Here is an 18726-nt window from a genome sequence, read left to right as displayed (position 1 = left end):
GGCTCTTGCTTGGTTTTCAGCGGGGTGTGGCCCGGGGATATTACCTAGTGAGGAGGTAATATGATTGACGCAGTCGGAGGAGCCGGTGGGTTTAGGCCGCCGCCTCCCTCTTCAAGTCCCCTGACAGAGGATCAGAAATCTACGGTCTCTGACATTCTGTCGCAATATGATGCCAGTTCGCTCAGTGAGGAAGATGCACAATCCATCTTCCAGGCGCTGAAAGATGCCGGCATTCCTCCCAGCGAGGAACTGAAATCCATGATCGAGGACGCAGGTTTTGACCTGTCCCAGTTCGCACCGCCCCCGCCGCCGGAAGGCGGCAGGGGGCCGGGCGGACCCGGCGGCATGGTCGAGCTCAGTGAAGAAGATGCCGCCACCCTGGACAGTATCTTTGATTCCTATGACATGGCCAACCTGACGGAAGAGGATAAGGAAAGCATCAACCAAGCCCTGCTTGATGCCGGAATTAAACTCGACCTGGTTGCGTAAATTTCAGAAATTCCAAGGGAAGGGGCCGCATCGCGGCCCCTTTCTGTAGTCAGTTGTTGCTGGTGGAGATGATTTCCCACTGGCCGTCCGGCTGCCGGCAGGCGGTGCCGTAGGCAGTTTCCGACTTGCCGCCGATGGTGACGGTCTGCTGGAATTCGCGGCAATAGCGGCCGAGCGAACTGGTGCCTTCGCGGGTGGCGACGACCCGGCCCGAGGCCCGGCCATCCTGCCAGTAAATGGTTTCGCCGATCGGTGCGCGGCTGGCCTGGATGATGGCGGCTTCATGGGTGCGTTGCTGTTGCTCGCTCAGTTCCGCGATCAGGATGACGGTAAAGGCGGTGAAGGCAAGCCAGAACCAGGCGTCATTATCTGTATAGTAGAAACCGAAGCCGGGATAGACATGACCGTAGGGGCGATAGATTCTGACCCCGCGATAGACGCGGTGCCGGTTCGGCGGCAGCGGCCGCACGTAAGGCGAGCGCGGCCCGGCATGCAGCGGGGTGCCCGGATGGACATGGGGCTTGAACGGCTTGGCCTTTGGCGGCGGACCCTTCGCGTGGACCTGTGGTTTCGGCGGTGGCGGATCGGCCAGTACGGGCGTGGTCATCACGGAGGTGGCCAGTAAGAACGCGAGCGCTTTGGACGAATATTTCAGTAACATTTTCCATTCCTTCCTGTTTGCCGGTGGCAGAGCCATTAAATCAGATCAACATGAACCCGTAATGTACGGGTAGCGCGCCGGTGTGTCAGAATCACGGCGACTCGGCGAAATAAATTGTAGGAAAAAATGCGCGGCCCGTGAAGCAGATGGATCAATTCGGGCGGGGTGACTCCTGGTAAATGAAAATGCTTAACGGGGATTCCGGGCGGCAGCGGATTGGGGGCAGTTAGGGCGGGTTCGCGATAAATTACCTTAAAAATCCGGTCTAACATACTGAAAAAATTAGAAGTAGCTTGATCAGAAAAAGCTCCGCTGCGGGCTCAATTTTGTTAAATTTATCAGGGGGTTAGGGTAAAAAGATAGGCGGCTTCTCACGAGGCCGCCCAAGTCTGGGGAGGAAAATGTCTAACAATGTCTAAATTATGTCCAAATAGTTTAGATTCAGTTAATGTGCACAATTTCCACATTCCCGCTGATCTCATAGGCAATCAAAAGTAGCGGCGTGCCGGTCGGGCTGTCCTCGGCCGCGACGAAGCTCAGGCCTTCCGGGCCGAGGTAGCCGGCTTTTGTCATGTCTTTTGAGCTGCTGAAGTCGAAGCCGGTGTCGAATTTGCGCGGATTGTGATAGGCGGCAAAGAACGGCGCCCGGGGATCGGTGACATCATAGACCATGACCCCGCCGGTGGTTTCCAGACCGATAAAGGCATAAATGCGATTGCCCACTTTGCCGATGGTGAGGCCCTCCGGTTCGGGACCCTTGTTGTCGCTGCGGCTGTCGCCGCTGTTGCCGACATCTTTGTCGCTGTTGAAAAATTCGCCCAACCGGTCGGCGGTGATGCGTTCAAAGTCGCTGCCGCTGTCAAACACCAGGTGCCCGTCCATGTCAAAGATGGAAAAGGAGCGGGCGCCATAGGTCTGGAGGCGGTCGATATCGCCGTCGCCATCCAGGTCGCCATCGGTGCCGGACAGGCGCAGGCGCGCCAGTTCCTTTCGTTCCGCCGGGGACAGGGCGGCAGGATCAAGTTTGGCGGCGGCCAGCTTGATTTCCTCGTCACGGGCATCGCCTTCATTAGCGGTCAGGATGTAATTCTCGCCGCCGTGCTCGAGCACGGCAATACTGTCGGGCATATACATGCCATAGAGCGGGCGGGGGACAATGTGGATGCCGTCGCCGTCAACCGCATCCAGGGCGTTTTCCGCCCGGCTGTGATCTTTCAGGCCAAGGGGAATGACTTTCTCCAGCCTGGCCCCGGCGATATCGATCCGGGCGAGGGCATTGTTTTCCTGCAGGGACACCCAGGCGGTGCGGCTGTCGCCGGAGATGGCGATATACTCCGGTTCCGCATCTTCGGCCATGCTTTTGCCGGGGGCGATCCGCACGCCTGCCTCGACAAGCGCCTGCCGGTCAAGGTTGCGGAAGGTGACCAGGGAGGATGTCGCTTTGTCGATGCCGGTCGCCAGGTCGATGACAGTCACCGATCCTTCGGGGTCAACCTTGCCGTGCGGTTCGCCTTCGTTGGCGGCCAGCACATAGCGCCCGTCCGGGCTGAAGGTGACCATATCAGGCAGAGACCCGGCGGCAATTTCCCTAATCCGGTGATGCCCGTTACTAAAGAAAACGATTTTACCCGGCCGGCCCTTGGCTTTGTCATCATGTACGGCCACGGCGATCAGGTCGTCGCGCACCGCAACGCTGGTGGGGCTTTCCGATTTGGCGAGCTTTAGCCGGGTGACATGTTCTATTTCACCACTGGCCGTCAGTCTGACCACCTCAACAGAGGGGGTGGCCCCGTTAACGAAATAAATATTCCCCGTGCTTTTCTGAAATACGACGATCTCCGCCGCGCTCTTGCCATGGATGCCCGTTTCCCAGGTCGCCAGGGTGGAAAGTTCCATCTGGTTCGCCATGGCGGGAAAGGCGACGGCAGACAGCAGGAAAAACGTGATTATCGTTCTTCCTGCCTTGGGGAAGAAAGAGTTTTTGTGAATAGACATCTGGTGTGAATCCCTATACCCGGTTGTTCAAGCCGGCATCATGAATCTATTTTATGTCTCTTTTATGAAAAAATAATAGGGGAATTGGTGCGTCTTGTATTGAATTATGATATTTATGTCGTTATATATGTAGAATATAATAATATACATTAAAATATATGTAGAATAATTTTAGGCTGGCCAATGCCGGCAGTGGAAAGACCGCGATGTATAAATATGACGATTATGACCAGCGCATCATTGATGAGCGCGTCGCCCAGTTCCGGGGACAGGTGGAGCGCCGTCTCCGTGGTGAACTGACCGAGGAGGAGTTCCGGCCGTTGCGGCTGCAGAACGGCCTCTATCTGCAGCTGCACGCCTATATGCTGCGGGTGGCGGTGCCCTATGGGCTGCTGTCCTCCGAGCAGATGCGGATGCTGGCCCATATTGCCACCAAATATGACCGGGGCTACGGTCACTTCACCACCCGCCAGAACCTGCAGTATAACTGGCCGACCCTGGACAAGGTGCCGGATATCCTGGCCGACCTGGCGTCGGTGGAAATGCACGCGGTCCAGACCAGCGGCAACTGTATCCGCAACATCAGCGCCGACCAGTATGCGGGCGTGGCGCCGGATGAAGCGGTCGATCCGCGCCCCTATGCGGAAATCATGCGTCAGTGGTCCACCTTCCATCCGGAATTCGCCCACCTGCCGCGCAAATTCAAAATGGCCTTCACCGGGGCCAAGAATGACCGGGCGGCGATCCTGTATCATGACATCGGCTATCGGGCGGTCCTGAATGACGCCGGCGAGGTCGGCTTCGAGGTCTATGTGGGCGGCGGCATGGGCCGTACCCCGATGATCGGCAAACTGATCAACGACTTTGTGCCGGAAAAGGACCTGCTGACCTATACCGAGGCGATTATGCGGGTCTATAACCAGTTCGGCCGTCGTGACAACAAATACAAGGCCCGCATCAAAATCCTGGTGCATGAACTGAAGCAGGAGGAATTTACCCGCCGGGTGGATGAGGAATGGCAGAACATTCAGGCCCAGGGCGGTGTTATTCTGGACCGGGAAGAAATGGACCGGGTCAAAAGCTATTTCACCGAACCCGCTTATGAGGATCTGCCGGCCAGATCTTCCCGCGTGGACCAGTTGCTCGCTGACAACCGCGACTTTTCCTGGTGGGTCAAGAACAATGTGACGGCCCACAAGAAGCCGGGCTATGCCATTGTCATTGTCTCGCTTAAGAAGCCGGGCGTGCCGCCGGGGGACGCCACGGACGACCAGATGCTGGCCGTGGCCGACCTGGCGGATGAATTCAGCTTTGGCGAAATCCGCACCACCCACGAGCAGAATCTGGTGCTGGCGGATGTGAAGCTGGATGATCTGCCGCAACTGTGGGAAAAACTGAAGGCGCTCGGCTTTGCCTTGCCCAACATCGGCACGCTGCAGGATATGATCTGCTGCCCGGGCCTGGATTTCTGTACCCTGGCCAATGCCCGTTCCATCCCCATCGCCGAGAAGATTGGCACCTATTTCGATGATATGGATTATCTCTATGACCTGGGTGAGCTGAAACTGAAAATGTCCGGCTGCATCAACGCCTGCGGTCACCATCACGTAGGTCATATCGGCATCCTTGGGGTGAACAAGAAGGGCACGGAATATTACCAGATCACCCTGGGCGGTTCTGCGGAAGATGATGCCTCCATCGGCAAGATTATGGGGCCGGCGTTTGATGAAGACGAGATTGTCCCTGCTGTCGATCGTTTGCTGAAGACCTATCTGGATGTGCGGGAAGAGGGGGAGCGTTTCCTCGATACCTACCGCCGGGTCGGCATGGATGCGTTCAAGGAACAGGTGTATGAGGATGTGTCCCTGAAAGGAGCGGCGCTGTGAAAATTATCAAAGACAGAAAAATTGTGGAAGATCACTGGCGCCACGTGGGTCCCAACCAGGATATGTTCCTGGGCGATGTGATCGTGCCGCTGGACATCTGGCAGGCGGATCGGGATTCGCTGCAGAACAAGAACGGCAAGCTGGGGGTCCAGCTGGAACCGGATCAGCATCCCTCGGAAATTGCCGACGATCTGGAAAAATTTGACGTGGTGGCCATTAATTTTCCCAGCTTCATGGACGGGCGCGGCTACAGCTACGCCAAGATCCTCCGCGACCAGTACGGTTACAAAGGTGAAATCCGCGCCGTGGGCGACATCATGCGCGATCAGCTGTTTTATCTGCAACGCTGCGGTTTTAATGCCTTTGAAATAAAGAACGGCAAAAATATCGAGGAAGAAATCAAGGGCCTGGATGATTTTTCAGAAACCTATCAGGTGTCTGCAGACCAGAAAGTGCCTTTGTACCGGCGCCGCTGAATATATGACAATTTTTTTTCATTAAGGTAAAAAGAAGGCGGCTGGCAAGCCGCTTTTTTTATGTGGGCAGGTTCTGTGAGGGGTAAAAAAACAGCCATTGTTACAAGAGTGTCACAATATTGTAACAAATGTAAAATATCTGAAACATTATCGGAATTAATGATTTAAGAAGATCTAATGTATTGTTAGTCCCAAGCGTGTATTGAAGACCCAACTGCAAACAAAATGATGAGGAACAAAATTATGTCTTCCAGGTTAAGAATAGCCGGATTGGCAGCTGCAACAGCAATAACAGGTGCACTGCTTGCATCACCTGTGTCTGCCCAGACAATTGAGGAACTGCAGAAACAGATCAATGCCCTGCAACAGCAGGTCAATGAGATGAAAGCAAAACAGGATCAGGCCGAAAAGAAATCCGCAGACTCCGGCCCGGACCTGAAGGTTAAATGGAAGGGCGCTCCGGAACTGTCCAGCAAGGACGGTAACTTCAAAATGAAGGTGCGCGGCCGTCTATATGTGGATTACGGCAATGTCTCCGACAGCAGCGGTACCACAGTTGACAATACCGAGTTCCGCACCGCCCGCCTTGGCGTTGAAGGTGTAGTTTTCAAGGACGTAAAATATAAGTTTGAAGCCGATTTCGCCGGTGACGAAGTTGAAATCAAGGATGCCTACCTGGCATGGGACCTGAAACCGGTCACCATCGAAGTCGGACAGTTCAAAACACCGAACTCCCTCGAAGAGCAGACATCTTCCCGCTATATCTCTCTCATGGAGCGCGGTTCCTTCACCGACGCCTTTGGCCTGGCCCGCCAGACCGGTATTGCCGTGGCCTATGCGGAAAATAACATGACTTTCAAGGCCGGCCTGTTCCAGGGTGACGCCGGTGGTGATGGCGGCATTGAAGACCGCACCTATGCGGCCCGGGCGACTTATGCGGTGAAACTGGATGACGGTCTGGTCCATGTCGGGGCCTCCATCCGTCATCGTGAACTGGATGAAGCCGGTACGGCCAAATACAGCCAGCGTCCGCATAACCACCAAGCGGATAAATATGTTGATACGGGAAGTATGGCTGCCGAATCCGACACCTTCTACGGTGTGGAACTGGCCGGCGTCATGGGCCCGTTTTCCGCCCAGGCTGAATGGGCCTGGCAGACGGCCAACCTTATTGGTATGAGCGAGAACGCCAGCTTCAACGGCGGCTATATCGATCTCAGCTATTTCATCACCGGTGAAAGCCGCCCCTATAAAAATGGTGCTTTCAGCCGCGTAAAAGTGGCAAACCCGGTCTTCGAGGGTGGCATGGGTGCCTGGCAGGTTGTTGTCCGGTATGACACCATCGACCTGACGGATGCCGATGTTGCCATTGACGGCGGCAAGCAGGACAGCTTTATGGTCGGCGTGAACTGGCACCTGAACGATTATACCCGCGTCATGGCCAACTACTCCAACGCCGATATTGAAGGTGGAGATGACGACGGTGAAAACATCGACACCTGGGGCCTGCGTTTCCAGGTTGACTGGTAAGCCTCTGTCATAAAGACGGATTTTTCAGGAAGGGCGGGAAAAAAATCCCGCCCTTTTTCATGTGTGAGGTGATGATTTTTCTGGTGCGCAAGGCTGTAGTATGATACTTCCGCTGCAATTTATTTTGAGTACGGCCCATGTTGCATATTACACATCAGCAGGACAGTGACCTGGAAGATATCGACGCGCTGCTTGACGAATGTTTCGGCAGCAATCGCCAGATCAAGACGGTCTACAAGCTGCGCGAAGGCGTGCCCAGCGTCAGTGAGCTGTGTTTTGTGATCCGTGAGGACGGCAAGCTCAAGGCAAGCCTCCAGTTCTGGCCGGTGATGATCAAATCAGACGCGGGGCAGGAGTGGCCGGCCCTGTTGCTGGGGCCAATTGCCGTCAAGGCCAGCAAGCAGGGCCAGGGATACGGTATTGCCCTGATGGAATTCGGTCTCGAGCGGGCAAAAGAGCTTGGCTATGAGCGGGTGATCCTTGTTGGTGATGAACCCTATTATCGGCGTGTCGGTTTCTCCCGGGACCTGGCCCTGGACCTTTTCCTGCCGGGCCCGGTGGACTATAACCGCCTGCTTGCCCGGGAACTGGTGCCCGGCGCCATGAAGGGGGTTTCCGGCATCGTGCAGCCGGCAAAATAACTTTTCACGACACTTTCAATTAACTGGATCAAATCCTATATTGATGAAAGTCAATGGGAAGAGTGATTTATGTCAGGAAAGGCTAATAAAGAGCAGGTTTCAGGGTTCCGGCCGGAACTTTTTGCCGCGGAAGCCAGAAAGGCGGCCGAAGGAAAAGGCCTGCCGCCGGTGCATAAATGGAAACCGGAGTTTTGCGGTGACATCGACATGGAAATCCGCCGCGACGGCAGCTGGTATTACATGGGTACGCCGATCACCCGCCCGGCCATGGTCAAACTCTTTTCCACCATCCTGCGTCACGATGAGGACGGCAAATATTATCTGGTGACCCCGGTCGAGAAAGTCGGTATCCGGGTGGAAGACCGGCCCTTTGTGGCGGTGGAGTTGCAACGGGAAGGCGAAGGGCAGGCGCAGACACTGCACTTCCGCACCAACCTGGATGAGTATGTTACAATGGATGGCGGCCATCCGCTGCGCGTCGAGTTTGATCCGCAGACCGGCGAGCCGTCTCCGTACCTGCTGGTGCGGGACAGGCTGGAGGCCTTGATCAGCCGGCCGGTCTATTATGAACTGGCCGGGCTTGCGGAGGAGCGGGACGGAGTCTTTGGCCTGTGGAGTTCGGGCGAGTTTTTTGTTTTGGGGACCGCGGAATGAAGCAAAAAATCCGCAAGATTGTGGAATTGCATGATCCGGAATGCTGGCGGGCGCAAAGGCCGGCGGAAAAGCGGGCCTGGAACCGGCCGGCGCTGGCGGACCAGGCCATCTACCGGCCGGACGGCGTTATCCCGCGCAGTGAGTTGCCGCTCAAACCGGCCGCCGTGCTGGTGCCGCTTGTGGACCGGCCAGAGGGACTGACCGTGTTGCTGACCAAACGCTCTCCCAAGCTGACGCACCATGCCGGCCAGGTCGCTTTCCCGGGCGGACGCTGTGATGAGGAAGATGAAAACGCAATCGATACAGCCCTCCGCGAAGCGCAGGAGGAAATTGGCCTGCTTCCGGAAAAGGTAGATATTGTTGGCGCCCTGGAGGATTATGAAACCGTGACCGGCTATACCGTTTCCCCGGTCGTTGGCTTTGTCGATCCAGATTTCGAGCTGGTGCCGGACCCTTCTGAAGTTGATGAGGTCTTCGAAGTGCCGCTGGAATTCATTCTCGATGAGAATAACCAGACCCTGGAAAGCCGGGACTGGCAGGGCAAGAAACGGCATTATTATGTTTGCCCGCACCCGGAACACTATATCTGGGGCGCGACGGCCGCCATGCTGGTCCGGTTCAGCCGCCTGCTGCGGGAGATGTCCTGATGCAACCGCTGAAGAAGCTGGATCGGGAACAGGTCGCATGGCTTGACCGTCCGGGCCTGAAAAAGCTGCTTCAGGTGTTGAACGAAGGGGACGGTGTGGCGCGGCTGGTGGGCGGCTGTGTGCGCGACAGCCTGATGGGGCGGCCGATCGGCGATATCGATGTGGCCTGTTCGCTGCATCCGGAAGAGACGATGGGACGCCTGGAGCGGGCCGGTATCAAGGTAATTCCGACCGGTCTCAAACACGGGACAATCACAGCGGTCTCCAAGGGGGAGGTGGTTGAAGTCACGGCCCTCCGGCAGGATGTCGAGACCTATGGCCGCCATGCCGATGTGGCCTTTACCGATGACTGGCTGGAGGATGCCAAACGGCGCGACCTGACCGTCAATGCTTTTTACCTGGACGGCGATGGCACCCTCTATGATCCCTGCAACGGCTGGCCGGATATAGAAAAACGTCATGTCCGCTTTATCGGCGATGCCACGCAGCGAATCCGCGAGGATGCCCTCAGGATCCTGCGGTTTTTCCGCTTCGCCGCCCAGTTTGACGAGGCAACCCTCGACGAGGAAGGCCTCGTGGCCTGCATTGCCGAGAGAGAATTGATCACCGGGTTGTCCGGCGAGCGACTGGCCCAGGAAATGCGCAAGCTTTTGTCCTTTTCCGCAGCAGAACGCATCCTGCCGGTGATGGCGGAAACCGGCGTCCTGGACAAGGTGCTGCCGGACAATGTTGGGACAGCGGCGTTTCTGCGCTTCGTCCGTCGGGAAAAACAGCTTGGCCTGTGCTCGGTTGTCGCCCGGCTGGCCACGTTGCTGCCGCGGGACGAGGTGCGAAGCCGGGCCATGGCGCGGCACCTGCGCCTGTCCGGCAGGGAAATAACGGAGCTTGCCGCATTGGCGCTGCAGCATCCGGAGCTGGAAGGTGAGCTGACGGAAAAGGATCTGCGCCGCCTGCTGTATCGTTTGGGACGCAATGTGGTTCTATTCCATCTTGTTATCCACGGAACGGCAGAGCAAGTGAGCTATGCGCGGCACTATAACATCCCGTCCTTCCCCCTGCAGGGCCGCGATTTGCTGAAGAATGGCGAGGAGCCGGGACCGGAACTGGGTCAGAAACTGAAAAAACTCGAACAAATCTGGGAAGAAAGCGACTATACTCTGGGCCGGGAGGACCTTCTGGATATAAAGGAGTAGGCCATTGGAGCTTTCTGTGCTCAGAGGAGATATCACTGCGCTTGACGTGGATGCCATTGTCAATGCTGCCAACAGCCGGTTGATGCCCGGCGGTGGTGTGTGCGGCGCTATTTTCCACGGCGCCGGCCCGAAACTGATTGATGCCTGCCAGCAGATCGGCCATTGCGCCACCGGGGAGGCGGTTATCACCCCGGGCTTCAACCTGCCGGCCAACTACATCCTGCATACCGTGGGGCCGGTTTGGCGCGGCGGTGGGGAAAATGAGGAAGAACTTCTCGCTTCCTGCTATCGCTCCTGTCTGGATCTTGCCGCAGAAAACGACATCACATCGATAGCCTTTCCTGCTATTTCCACCGGCATCTTTGGATTCCCTTCCGCCCGGGCGGCGGAGATCGCCGTGGCCACGGTCAGGGACTGGGCCATCACCCATCCGGCTGGTCCGCAACAGGTGATCTTCTGCTGTTTTGATACGGGAACGGAAGAACTTTATCGCGATCAGCTCGCCGGGTCCTGATCCTGTAAAAACTCACCGATGGCCTTTAAGGTTTCCGGATGATCCATGACGACAGTGTGTATGGCCGGGACCCGCAGGAACCGGGTCATGCCTTCCACCTTGGTTTCCTCGACAGTGACGATGCCGTCATTGTCTTCCTGCAGGAACGGGTTGAAGCCGCTTTTTGTCGCCCGCCCGCCGGCAATCACCAGGGTCGGGACAGAAGGCAGGGCAAAACGGGAAACTCTGCCCGGCTGGACGTCCTGGCCCGAGGGACCGCTGATGGTCCGGTACAGCCACAGCGGATCAAAAAAGCGGGCAATCCTGGCGCCCTGGTTCGGGGTGCCGATCATCACCAGCCGGCTGATTTTGATTTTACGTCGCCAGTCCGAGTTCCGGGACAGAAGTTCCCGGCAGACCAGGCCGCCCAGACTGTGGGCGACAAAAGACACGGTTTCAATATCCTCGAGCCGGTTCAGGGTCTCTTCAACCTGATCGGCATGGTCCTCCACCGACTGGAAAGTACTGGGATAATTGACCAGGTAGCAGTCATAACCTTTTTCCGTCAGGAACCGGGCCGGTTTCTTCATGGTATTCTTGTGCCGGGCAAGGCCGTGCAGCAACACCACAAGATGTGTCGAACTGAATTTGAGGTCGTACTTGTTGCGGAAATGGCGGAACTGGCTCAGACAGTGCTCATAGCTGCCCCAGCTGCGCCGCGCGTCCCGGTCGTCCAGCAGGCGGCAATGACCGGTCCAGATATGTTTCTGGATGCGCCAGCCGGCAAAATAATACAGGTCTTCCCAGAAATATTTCCCGCCCGACGTGGGAAAGCGAAGATTGACGGGCTTGTCCGGAACCTGGAACCGCATGGCGTTACCCGATCCTCAGGGCCATTTGGCTTCCGGGGGCAGGGACATCAGGATGGCGTCCACATTGCCGCCGGTCTTGAGGCCGAAGGTGGTGCCCCTATCGTAAACCAGGTTGAACTCGGCGTAATGACCGCGATAGACAAGGAGTTTTTCGCGCTGTTCTTCGGTCCAGCTTTCATTCATATGCCGGGCCACCAGTTTGGGATAGATATCCAGGAAGGCGAGGCCGACATCCTGGGTGAAGGCAAAATCCGCCTCCCAGTCGCCGCTGTTAAGCTGGTCATAGAAAATACCGCCTTCGCCGCGGGCCCGGTTGCGATGCTTGATGAAGAAATATTCATCGCACCATTTTTTGTATTTGTCGTAATAATCGGGATCATGCTTGTCGCAGGCCGCCTTGAAGGCGGCATGGAAGTCGGCGGTATCAGCCGGATTGGGATGGGCGGCATTGAGATCGGCGCCGCCGCCGAACCAGCCGCGGCTGGTGACAATATGTCGGGTGTTCATATGCACCGCCGGCACCAGGGGATTCTGCATATGCGCGACCAGGGAGATGCCGCTGGCCCAGAAGCGCGGATCCTCCTCGGCGCCGGGCATGGATTTGGCGAACTCCGGGGCGAATTCCCCGTGCACGGTGGAAACATTGACCCCGACCTTCTCGAATACCCGTCCCTTCATTACCGACATCACGCCGGTGCCTTTTTCCGGATCTCCTTCCCGGTGCCAGGTGGTGCGCTCGAACCGTCCCGGTTCCCGGTCGCTGTAGGTGCCGGTCAGCTCGTCTTCCAGCTTTTCAAAGGCGGCGCAAATGCGGTCGCGCAGGCTTTCAAACCAGTCCTTGGCTTTTTGTTGCCTCTCATGGGTCAGGGCTTCGTCAAGAAGGGCCATTTTTTTATCCTGTGGGAATTTTCGGAAATTGATTTGTCTGGCGCAGGGCCTCCCCCAGCACCATAGCGGCAGAGACCGCCACATTCAACGATCTTGTGTCCGGGGTCATGGGGATCAGCAGGCGCTGATCAGCCAGGGTATGGATATCTTCGGGCACGCCGGCGCTTTCGCGGCCGAGAAGCAGGATATCGTCTGTCTCAAAGCTGCAATCGGTATAAGGAGTGGCGCCCGCAGTTGTCAGCAGCAAAAGACGGCTGCTGTCTGGCTTCGCCTCAAGGAAATCCTCCCAGCTCCGGTGGCGGACGACCAGGCTCTGGTCCAGGTAATCCATACCGGCCCGGCGGAATGATTTTTCGCCGAAGGGAAAGCCGCAGGGCTCTATAATATGGACGGTGACACCGAGGCAGGCCGCCATGCGGATAATGGTGCCCGTATTCGGCGGTATGTCGGGCTGATAAAGGGCGAGCTGAATCATTGTAATATTACGAGGTTGAAGTTTCGCTGCCAGATATATTCCATTAATGTCCGGTCCGCAACCGCCTGAGAGCCTTCCGAAAAGCAACCCCGAGTGGGTAATTCCCAGAGCAATCGGTTTTTTAGCAGGAAATAACTTGTCCTAATCTTGTGAAAAGTCGTTGCATCTTGTGTTTAATCTGAGTAAACCTGTGCTCGCAGAGTTTGTTTTGGATGGGTTCGGCATTTGGTTGTTAGTAGGGTGGATTAAGTTCCCATATCCCGTCTGAGAAATATTGATTTTACTGAGTTTTAATCTGCGTATTCGCATTCGAGGGGTTTTTTAATGGCCACTATAGACCACAATGAACAGGAAGGTGAAGTTACCCGTCGTAACTTCCTTTATGTCGCAAGTGGAGCGGTCAGTGTTACAGGTGCCGCCCTGGCAGCCTGGCCGCTGATCGATCAGATGAATCCGGCAGCCGATGTGCTGGCACTTGCATCCACAGAAGTAGATCTGTCCGCAATTCCCGTAGGACAGACCGTCAAGGTTCTCTGGCGCGGTAAGCCGGTATTTATCCGGCATCGCAGTGCAGAGGAAATCGCCAAGGCGGAAGCCGACGATAATGCAGACCTGAAGGATCCTGCGACAGACGAATCCCGGGTTCAGAAACCGGAATGGCTGATCATGGTCGGTGTGTGTACCCATCTTGGATGTGTGCCGCTGGATGTCCATGGAACCGGTCCGGACGGATGGTTCTGCCCCTGTCACGGCTCTCACTATGACCTTTCCGGTCGTATCCGCAAGGGTCCGGCTCCGCTGAACTTGCCGATTCCGGAATATGTATTCCTCAACGACACAACCGTGAAAATCGGATAGGGAGGGGTAAATGGCCTATAAAGAAGATTACAACCCCACGAATCCGGGGGTGAAGTGGTTCAATGATCGTCTGCCGATCCTGAACACTGTTTATCGCTATGTTGGCGCCGGCTGCTACGAGCCGCGCAACCTGAACTACTGGTGGAACTTCGGTTCCCTGGCCGGCTTCATGCTGGTGGTCCAGATCCTGACCGGGATCGTACTGGTCATGCATTATACGCCGCATGTGGATTACGCTTTCCGCAGTGTCGAGCACATCATGCGTGATGTAAACTACGGCTGGCTGCTGCGCTATATCCATGCCAACGGCGCCTCGATGTTCTTCGTCGTGGTCTATGTGCATATCCTGCGCGGCATGTATTACGGCTCCTACAAGTCGCCGCGTGAGGTACTGTGGTTCCTCGGCATCATCATTTATCTGCTGATGATGGCGACCGGTTTCATGGGTTACGTGCTGCCCTGGGGTCAGATGAGCTTCTGGGGGGCGACGGTTATTACCAACCTGTTCAGCGCCTTTGACTTTATCCCGGTAATCGGCGATGACATCGTGAACTTCCTGTGGGGTGGTTTCTCCGTCGATAACCCGACGCTCAACCGCTTCTTCAGTCTTCACTATCTGCTGCCGTTCGTGATTGCCGGTGTTGTTATCCTGCATATCTGGGCGCTGCATATCCCGGGGTCCAACAACCCGCTGGGCATCGAAGTAAAAGGCCCGGCTGACCGTATTCCGTTCTATCCCTACTATGTGGTGAAAGACGGACTGGGGCTGGCTGTGTTCATCATGTTCTTCGCCCTGTTTGTCTTTTATATGCCGAATATCCTCGGTCACCCTGATAACTATATCGAGGCTGACCCGATGGTGACCCCGGCTCACATCGTGCCCGAATGGTACTACCTGCCGTTCTATGCGATCCTGCGCGCCATTCCGGACAAGCTGCTGGGTGTTGTGGCCATGTTTGCCTCCATCCTGATCCTGTTTGCCCTGCCGTGGCTCGATGGCTCCAAAGTACGGTCCGCCACCTTCCGCCCCGTGACCAAGTTCCTGTTCTGGCTGTTTGTAGTCAACGGTATCTTCCTCGGCTACCTGGGAGGCAAGTCACCCGACGATATCATTCTGCATGTCGGTGATGGTGGAATCTCTGCTTTGATTTTTGCCCAGGTTTCCACTGTTTACTACTTCGGTTACTTCCTGGTGCTGCTGCCGTTTGTCAGCCGCACGGAAACGACCAAACCCCTGCCGACCAGTATTGCGCAGGCTGTACTCGACAAAAAGAAAGGCTAAGGGATATGTTGAAATCACTTAAAAATATCAGCCTTGCTGTTGTTGCAGTCTCTGTCGTGACACTTGGCGCGGGTATGGCGCATGCTTCCGGTGGTGGCGAAGAAGTGCATATTGAAAAGCACGAATGGCCTCATGCCGGACCGTTCGGGACATATGACAAGGCTGCCTTGCAGCGTGGTTTCCAGGTTTACAAGGAAGTTTGTTCCGCCTGTCACTCCCTGAAAATGGTGGCTTTCCGTGAACTGGAAGCCTTTGGTTACAACGAAGACGAACTGAAGGCTATTGCCAAGGACTATGAAGTTGTAGACGGTCCCAACGACGATGGTGAAATGTTCACTCGTCCGGGTCGTCCGTCCGACTATTTCCCGTCTCCGTTTGCCAATGAGCAAGAAGCCCGTGCGGCCAACGGCGGTGCTTATCCGCCGGACTTCTCTGTGCTGGCCAAAAGCCGTGAGCACCTGTCCCTGTTCACACCGTGGAACAGCATTTACGGTGAAGACTATATCATGGGCATCCTGACCGGTTATGAAGAAGCACCGGAAGGTTTCCATGTGATGGATGGCCTGCACTATAACCGCGTCTTTGCCGGACACCAGATTGCCATGGCAGCGCCGCTCGGTGACGACCAGGTGGAATATGCTGACGGTACGCCGGCAACGGTTGAGCAGATGGCCCACGACGTTGCGACCTTCATGTACTGGGCGTCCGAGCCCAAGCTGGAGGCCCGTAAGTCCCTCGGCCTGCGGGTGATGGGCTTCATGATCGTGCTCACCATCCTGCTCTATTTTGCCAACAAGTCTGTCTGGGCGAAACTGGACGAGGAAGACGACCAGAAATAAGACGGCAGAAATTAGCCGCTCAAATAAAGATTTCAAAGAAAAGGGCTGCCCCCGGGCAGCCCTTTTTGTATGCTGCTGCTAGTGGATTATCCTGAGGCGATAAAATGACAAAGACAAAACTCGGTATTATCGGCGGCAGCGGTCTGTATGATCTGGAGGGGCTGGAGAATATGCAGCGGCTCCGGCTTGAGAGCCCGTTCGGGGAGCCTTCTGACGAACTTGTTTTCGGCACCCTGGACGGCCAGGAGCTTGTTTTTCTGCCGCGGCATGGCAAGGGACACAGATACAGTCCCACGGACATTAATTACCGGGCCAATATCGACGCCCTGAAGCGGGCGGGGGTGACCGACATATTGTCCATCAGCGCCGTGGGCTCCTTTCGCGAAGATTTGAAACCCGGTGATTTTGTCATCGTCGACCAGTATGTCGATCGCACCTTCGCCCGGGACAAGAGCTTTTTTGGCCCCGGCCTGGTCGCCCATGTCTCCTTTGCCCATCCCACCTGCGACAGCCTGTCTGACGTGGTCGAGCGGGCGCTGAAACAGGAGGGGATCCCCTGCCACCGCGGCGGGACCTACCTGGCCATGGAAGGGCCGCAATTTTCCACCATTGCGGAATCCAGAATGTATCGCGCCTGGGGCTGTGATGTGATCGGCATGAGCAACATGCCGGAGGCCAAGCTGGCCCGGGAAGCGGAAATCTGTTATTGCCCGGTGGTGATGGTCACCGACTATGACAGCTGGCATCCGGATCACGGCACGGTGGATGTGCAGGAAATTCTGAAAACACTGTCGGCGAACGTAGACAAGGGTAAGCGCCTGGTCAGGACGGTGGCGCCGTTGCTGGCGCAGGCCGGTGATCGTCACCCCTGTGTGAAGGGCTGTGACCATGCCCTGGATACGGCGATGATGACGGCGCCGGCGGCGCGGGATCCGCAGATGCTGGCCCGCCTGTCGGCCATTACGGCCCGGGTCCTGGGGGGAGAAGAGAAATGAGCTGGATCAGGGACCATATTCGCACCATCCCCGACTATCCTATTCCCGGCATCCAGTTCCGGGATGTCACGACCCTGTTCCAGAACGGCAGGGCCCTGCAGCGGTTGATCCTTGAGATGGCGGATCATTGTTCAGACATGAAGATTACCCGGATCGCCGGCATCGAGGCGCGGGGCTTCATTCTCGGCGGGGCGCTGGCCCATCACCTGGGGGTGGGGTTTGTCCCGGTCCGCAAGGCCGGAAAATTGCCTTGGAAGACAATCAGCCGGGAATATAACCTGGAATATGGCACCGATACCCTGGAAATCCACACCGACGCGGTGGAGCCCGGTGACCGGGTACTGATCGTTGATGACCTGATTGCCACCGGCGGCACGGCGGTGGCCGCCCTGGAGCTTCTGCGCGACGTGAAGGCGGAAGTGATCGGCAGCCTGTTTGTTATCGATCTGCCGGACTTGGGCGGAGCCGATAAATTGCGGGCCCACGGATGTCCGGTCCATTGTCTTGTGTCTTACGAAGGGGAATAGGTCTTCTGCATAAAAAAAACGCCCCGGCTGGGCCGGGGCGGTCTAAAGCTGTTCTACCTAATCAGGTTAGGCTGATTTGCGACGGCGCCAGCCGAACAGGCCGAGACCCAGACCCATCAGGCCGAGGGCGGCAGGGGCCGGAACTTCTCTCGCTACCAGGCGCAAAGTGAAGCTGGCTTCGCCGATCTGCGCAAGCGGTGAAACGTCATAGGTCAGCCAGCTTGAGATATCACCGACAGAGATATAGAAGTCGGTGTTGACGTTGGCCAGATCCTCGATCACACCGAGTTCATAGCCGGCATCGATCAGGTCCTGTTCTGTTACGATGGTCGGGGCAGTCGGAACGGCTTCACTACCATCTTCGGCGCGACGCATTTCCCACTCGCCGTCGGCGTTCAGCCAGGCCATCAGGATTGCGTCGGTTTCCGGATCGCCGTCATGATCCCAGAAATAGCCTTCCGGTACCATTGACAGGGCAAGCCAGTCACCGAACATTTCTTCATAAACACCGAACAGGCCAGTGGAGCTCAGTTCGTCTTCCGTCAGGCTGGTCAGGAAACCGGCCCGGGCATCATTGTCGAAGAAACCGTCCAGATCGTGATGCTGGTTGGTGTCGGCATCGCCGAACAGGCCGAACGGGAAATTGGCCTGGGACCCTTCGGCCAGGTCAAAGCCGAGGCCGTCGCCCGCTGTGGACTGCACGAACTCGTCACCAATGTTAAAGCCGAGCTGGATGTCGAAACCTTCCAGGCGGCCGCCGGTGGCGTTGATGATCTTCTGGAAGACGCGGTAGCTGTTTACTTCAGCGTCTTCGCTGACGTTGAAGACCAGGTCAATAGCGCCGGTATCGGTAATCTGCAGCTTGTAACGTTTGCCGCTCTGGAACGGATCCTGGCATGCGGCACCGCCGGAGGCGATGATACAATCCGGAATGGCGTTGCCCTCACCGGGATAGGGCTCATTGTTGATAACGGTGATACCCGGACCGGAGGCTTCCGGCGGGGTGAAGGCAATTCTGCCGTTGGTGGTGGCACCGGCGGTACCGCCAGTGACATCCTGATCATAAATTGTGCTGTAATATGTAACATCATCAATATAGGGACCGGCAGGTACATCAACATTATCCGTGTTCCAGTCCGTAATTGTGCCGGCAAACGCGCTGGCACCCGACAGGGTGGTTAACGCGGTAGCGGCGATGACCAAAAATTTGGCTTTCATAGATTAATCTCCTCTTACACGACCGAAATTGATCGGGAGTATCAGCAGCAAGAAATATGCCAATTGGGATTTTGTTGAGAATCAAGGGGTTGGACAGTTATCAAAAA

The 18726-nt window shown here is 56.5% G+C and carries 20 protein-coding genes; 14 read left to right on the top strand and 6 right to left on the bottom strand.

Going from position 1 to position 18726, the window contains the following annotated elements; genetic code table 11:
- The first annotated feature begins 60 nt into the window (after positions 1-60).
- Positions 61-489, top strand: a complete 429-nt coding sequence (locus FIV46_RS11730; protein ID WP_139941117.1) for a hypothetical protein — start codon at positions 61-63, stop codon at positions 487-489.
- A 49-nt stretch (positions 490-538) separates the two neighbouring features.
- Here the strand turns inward: FIV46_RS11730 and FIV46_RS11725 are convergent, their stop codons facing one another.
- Together FIV46_RS11725 and FIV46_RS11720 are read right to left on the bottom strand one after the other, a co-directional pair.
- A complete protein-coding gene (locus tag FIV46_RS11725) occupies positions 539-1150 on the bottom strand; it encodes a hypothetical protein (protein ID WP_139941116.1) in 612 nt (203 codons plus the stop codon).
- A 441-nt stretch (positions 1151-1591) separates the two neighbouring features.
- The gene (locus FIV46_RS11720) at positions 1592-3145 is read right to left on the bottom strand and encodes a choice-of-anchor I family protein (protein ID WP_139941115.1); all 1554 of its coding nucleotides are present in this window, start codon (positions 3143-3145) and stop codon (positions 1592-1594) included.
- Between the two features lie 206 nt (positions 3146-3351).
- Between FIV46_RS11720 and FIV46_RS11715 the strand changes: the two genes are divergently transcribed.
- The 8 genes from FIV46_RS11715 (at position 3352) to FIV46_RS11680 (ending at position 10686) form a co-directional block, all read left to right on the top strand.
- Entirely contained in the window at positions 3352-5031 is a 1680-nt protein-coding gene (locus tag FIV46_RS11715; protein ID WP_139941114.1) for a nitrite/sulfite reductase, read from the top strand.
- Positions 5028-5507 (top strand): DUF934 domain-containing protein, encoded by a 480-nt coding sequence (locus FIV46_RS11710; RefSeq protein ID WP_219846100.1) that lies wholly within the window; start codon positions 5028-5030, stop codon positions 5505-5507. Before FIV46_RS11715 ends, FIV46_RS11710 begins: the two co-directional genes overlap by 4 nt.
- 315 nt (positions 5508-5822) lie before the next feature.
- Positions 5823-7037, top strand: coding sequence for an OprO/OprP family phosphate-selective porin (locus FIV46_RS11705; protein ID WP_181163216.1), 1215 nt, complete (start codon positions 5823-5825; stop codon positions 7035-7037).
- Positions 7038-7174: 137 nt separating this feature from the next.
- A complete protein-coding gene (locus FIV46_RS11700; RefSeq protein ID WP_139941112.1) occupies positions 7175-7678 on the top strand; it encodes a GNAT family N-acetyltransferase in 504 nt (167 codons plus the stop codon).
- A gap of 69 nt (positions 7679-7747) precedes the next feature.
- A complete protein-coding gene (locus FIV46_RS11695; protein WP_139941111.1) occupies positions 7748-8332 on the top strand; it encodes a DUF1285 domain-containing protein in 585 nt (194 codons plus the stop codon).
- A complete protein-coding gene (locus FIV46_RS11690) occupies positions 8329-8979 on the top strand; it encodes a CoA pyrophosphatase (RefSeq protein WP_139941110.1) in 651 nt (216 codons plus the stop codon). Before FIV46_RS11695 ends, FIV46_RS11690 begins: the two co-directional genes overlap by 4 nt.
- The gene (locus FIV46_RS11685) at positions 8979-10172 is read left to right on the top strand and encodes a CCA tRNA nucleotidyltransferase (RefSeq protein WP_139941109.1); all 1194 of its coding nucleotides are present in this window, start codon (positions 8979-8981) and stop codon (positions 10170-10172) included. Before FIV46_RS11690 ends, FIV46_RS11685 begins: the two co-directional genes overlap by 1 nt.
- A 4-nt stretch (positions 10173-10176) precedes the next feature.
- Positions 10177-10686, top strand: a complete 510-nt coding sequence (locus FIV46_RS11680; protein WP_139941108.1) for an O-acetyl-ADP-ribose deacetylase — start codon at positions 10177-10179, stop codon at positions 10684-10686.
- Here the strand turns inward: FIV46_RS11680 and FIV46_RS11675 are convergent.
- The 3 genes from FIV46_RS11675 to FIV46_RS11665 are packed head-to-tail and all read right to left on the bottom strand — an operon-like array spanning position 10668 to position 12900.
- Positions 10668-11537 carry an alpha/beta hydrolase gene (locus FIV46_RS11675; RefSeq protein ID WP_139941107.1) on the bottom strand — a complete coding sequence of 290 codons (870 nt, stop codon included), beginning with the start codon at positions 11535-11537 and terminating at the stop codon, positions 10668-10670. The genes FIV46_RS11680 and FIV46_RS11675 overlap by 19 nt on opposite strands.
- A 15-nt stretch (positions 11538-11552) precedes the next feature.
- Positions 11553-12425: an oxygen-dependent coproporphyrinogen oxidase gene (hemF, locus tag FIV46_RS11670; protein ID WP_139941106.1), complete on the bottom strand. Its 873-nt coding sequence runs from the start codon at positions 12423-12425 to the stop codon at positions 11553-11555.
- Between the two features lie 4 nt (positions 12426-12429).
- Positions 12430-12900: a tRNA (cytidine(34)-2'-O)-methyltransferase gene (locus FIV46_RS11665; protein WP_139941105.1), complete on the bottom strand. Its 471-nt coding sequence runs from the start codon at positions 12898-12900 to the stop codon at positions 12430-12432.
- A gap of 324 nt (positions 12901-13224) precedes the next feature.
- Here FIV46_RS11665 and petA point away from each other — a divergent pair, with 324 nt between their 5' ends.
- The 5 genes from petA (at position 13225) to FIV46_RS11640 (ending at position 17401) form a co-directional block, all read left to right on the top strand.
- Entirely contained in the window at positions 13225-13758 is a 534-nt protein-coding gene (gene petA / locus FIV46_RS11660) for a ubiquinol-cytochrome c reductase iron-sulfur subunit (protein ID WP_139941104.1), read from the top strand.
- A 10-nt stretch (positions 13759-13768) separates the two neighbouring features.
- Complete coding sequence (locus FIV46_RS11655) at positions 13769-15040, top strand: cytochrome b (RefSeq protein ID WP_139941103.1); 1272 nt, start codon at positions 13769-13771, stop codon at positions 15038-15040.
- Positions 15041-15045: 5 nt separating this feature from the next.
- On the top strand, positions 15046-15879 hold the full coding sequence (locus FIV46_RS11650; protein ID WP_139941102.1) for a cytochrome c1: 834 nt from the start codon (positions 15046-15048) through the stop codon (positions 15877-15879).
- Positions 15880-15983: 104 nt separating this feature from the next.
- Positions 15984-16874, top strand: coding sequence for an S-methyl-5'-thioadenosine phosphorylase (locus FIV46_RS11645; protein WP_139941101.1), 891 nt, complete (start codon positions 15984-15986; stop codon positions 16872-16874).
- Complete coding sequence (locus FIV46_RS11640) at positions 16871-17401, top strand: adenine phosphoribosyltransferase (RefSeq protein ID WP_139941100.1); 531 nt, start codon at positions 16871-16873, stop codon at positions 17399-17401. The genes FIV46_RS11645 and FIV46_RS11640 overlap by 4 nt, the downstream gene beginning before the upstream one ends.
- Before the next feature lie 66 nt (positions 17402-17467).
- Here the strand turns inward: FIV46_RS11640 and FIV46_RS11635 are convergent, their stop codons facing one another.
- Positions 17468-18619 carry a choice-of-anchor F family protein gene (locus FIV46_RS11635; protein WP_139941099.1) on the bottom strand — a complete coding sequence of 384 codons (1152 nt, stop codon included), beginning with the start codon at positions 18617-18619 and terminating at the stop codon, positions 17468-17470.
- Between the last annotated feature and the right edge of the window lie 107 nt (positions 18620-18726).

Source organism: Emcibacter nanhaiensis (assembly GCF_006385175.1).
GTDB classification, from domain to species: domain Bacteria; phylum Pseudomonadota; class Alphaproteobacteria; order Sphingomonadales; family Emcibacteraceae; genus Emcibacter; species Emcibacter nanhaiensis.
The sequence above is the reverse complement of the archived record's forward strand: the minus strand, read 5'-3'. Positions and strand labels throughout refer to the sequence as shown.

What these genes read in the sequence shown, in the direction of transcription:
- FIV46_RS11695 (WP_139941111.1), top strand. Translation starts at nt 7,748, where the DNA reads ATGTCAGGAAAGGCTAATAAAGAGCAGGTTTCAGGGTTCCGGCCGGAA.
- FIV46_RS11665 (WP_139941105.1), bottom strand. Translation starts at nt 12,900, where the DNA reads ATGATTCAGCTCGCCCTTTATCAGCCCGACATACCGCCGAATACGGGC.
- FIV46_RS11655 (WP_139941103.1), top strand. Translation starts at nt 13,769, where the DNA reads ATGGCCTATAAAGAAGATTACAACCCCACGAATCCGGGGGTGAAGTGG.
- FIV46_RS11690 (WP_139941110.1), top strand. Translation starts at nt 8,329, where the DNA reads ATGAAGCAAAAAATCCGCAAGATTGTGGAATTGCATGATCCGGAATGC.
- FIV46_RS11730 (WP_139941117.1), top strand. Translation starts at nt 61, where the DNA reads ATGATTGACGCAGTCGGAGGAGCCGGTGGGTTTAGGCCGCCGCCTCCC.
- FIV46_RS11685 (WP_139941109.1), top strand. Translation starts at nt 8,979, where the DNA reads ATGCAACCGCTGAAGAAGCTGGATCGGGAACAGGTCGCATGGCTTGAC.
- FIV46_RS11725 (WP_139941116.1), bottom strand. Translation starts at nt 1,150, where the DNA reads ATGTTACTGAAATATTCGTCCAAAGCGCTCGCGTTCTTACTGGCCACC.
- hemF (WP_139941106.1), bottom strand. Translation starts at nt 12,425, where the DNA reads ATGGCCCTTCTTGACGAAGCCCTGACCCATGAGAGGCAACAAAAAGCC.
- FIV46_RS11700 (WP_139941112.1), top strand. Translation starts at nt 7,175, where the DNA reads ATGTTGCATATTACACATCAGCAGGACAGTGACCTGGAAGATATCGAC.
- FIV46_RS11720 (WP_139941115.1), bottom strand. Translation starts at nt 3,145, where the DNA reads ATGTCTATTCACAAAAACTCTTTCTTCCCCAAGGCAGGAAGAACGATA.
- petA (WP_139941104.1), top strand. Translation starts at nt 13,225, where the DNA reads ATGGCCACTATAGACCACAATGAACAGGAAGGTGAAGTTACCCGTCGT.
- FIV46_RS11645 (WP_139941101.1), top strand. Translation starts at nt 15,984, where the DNA reads ATGACAAAGACAAAACTCGGTATTATCGGCGGCAGCGGTCTGTATGAT.
- FIV46_RS11635 (WP_139941099.1), bottom strand. Translation starts at nt 18,619, where the DNA reads ATGAAAGCCAAATTTTTGGTCATCGCCGCTACCGCGTTAACCACCCTG.
- FIV46_RS11675 (WP_139941107.1), bottom strand. Translation starts at nt 11,537, where the DNA reads ATGCGGTTCCAGGTTCCGGACAAGCCCGTCAATCTTCGCTTTCCCACG.
- FIV46_RS11650 (WP_139941102.1), top strand. Translation starts at nt 15,046, where the DNA reads ATGTTGAAATCACTTAAAAATATCAGCCTTGCTGTTGTTGCAGTCTCT.
- FIV46_RS11640 (WP_139941100.1), top strand. Translation starts at nt 16,871, where the DNA reads ATGAGCTGGATCAGGGACCATATTCGCACCATCCCCGACTATCCTATT.
- FIV46_RS11715 (WP_139941114.1), top strand. Translation starts at nt 3,352, where the DNA reads ATGTATAAATATGACGATTATGACCAGCGCATCATTGATGAGCGCGTC.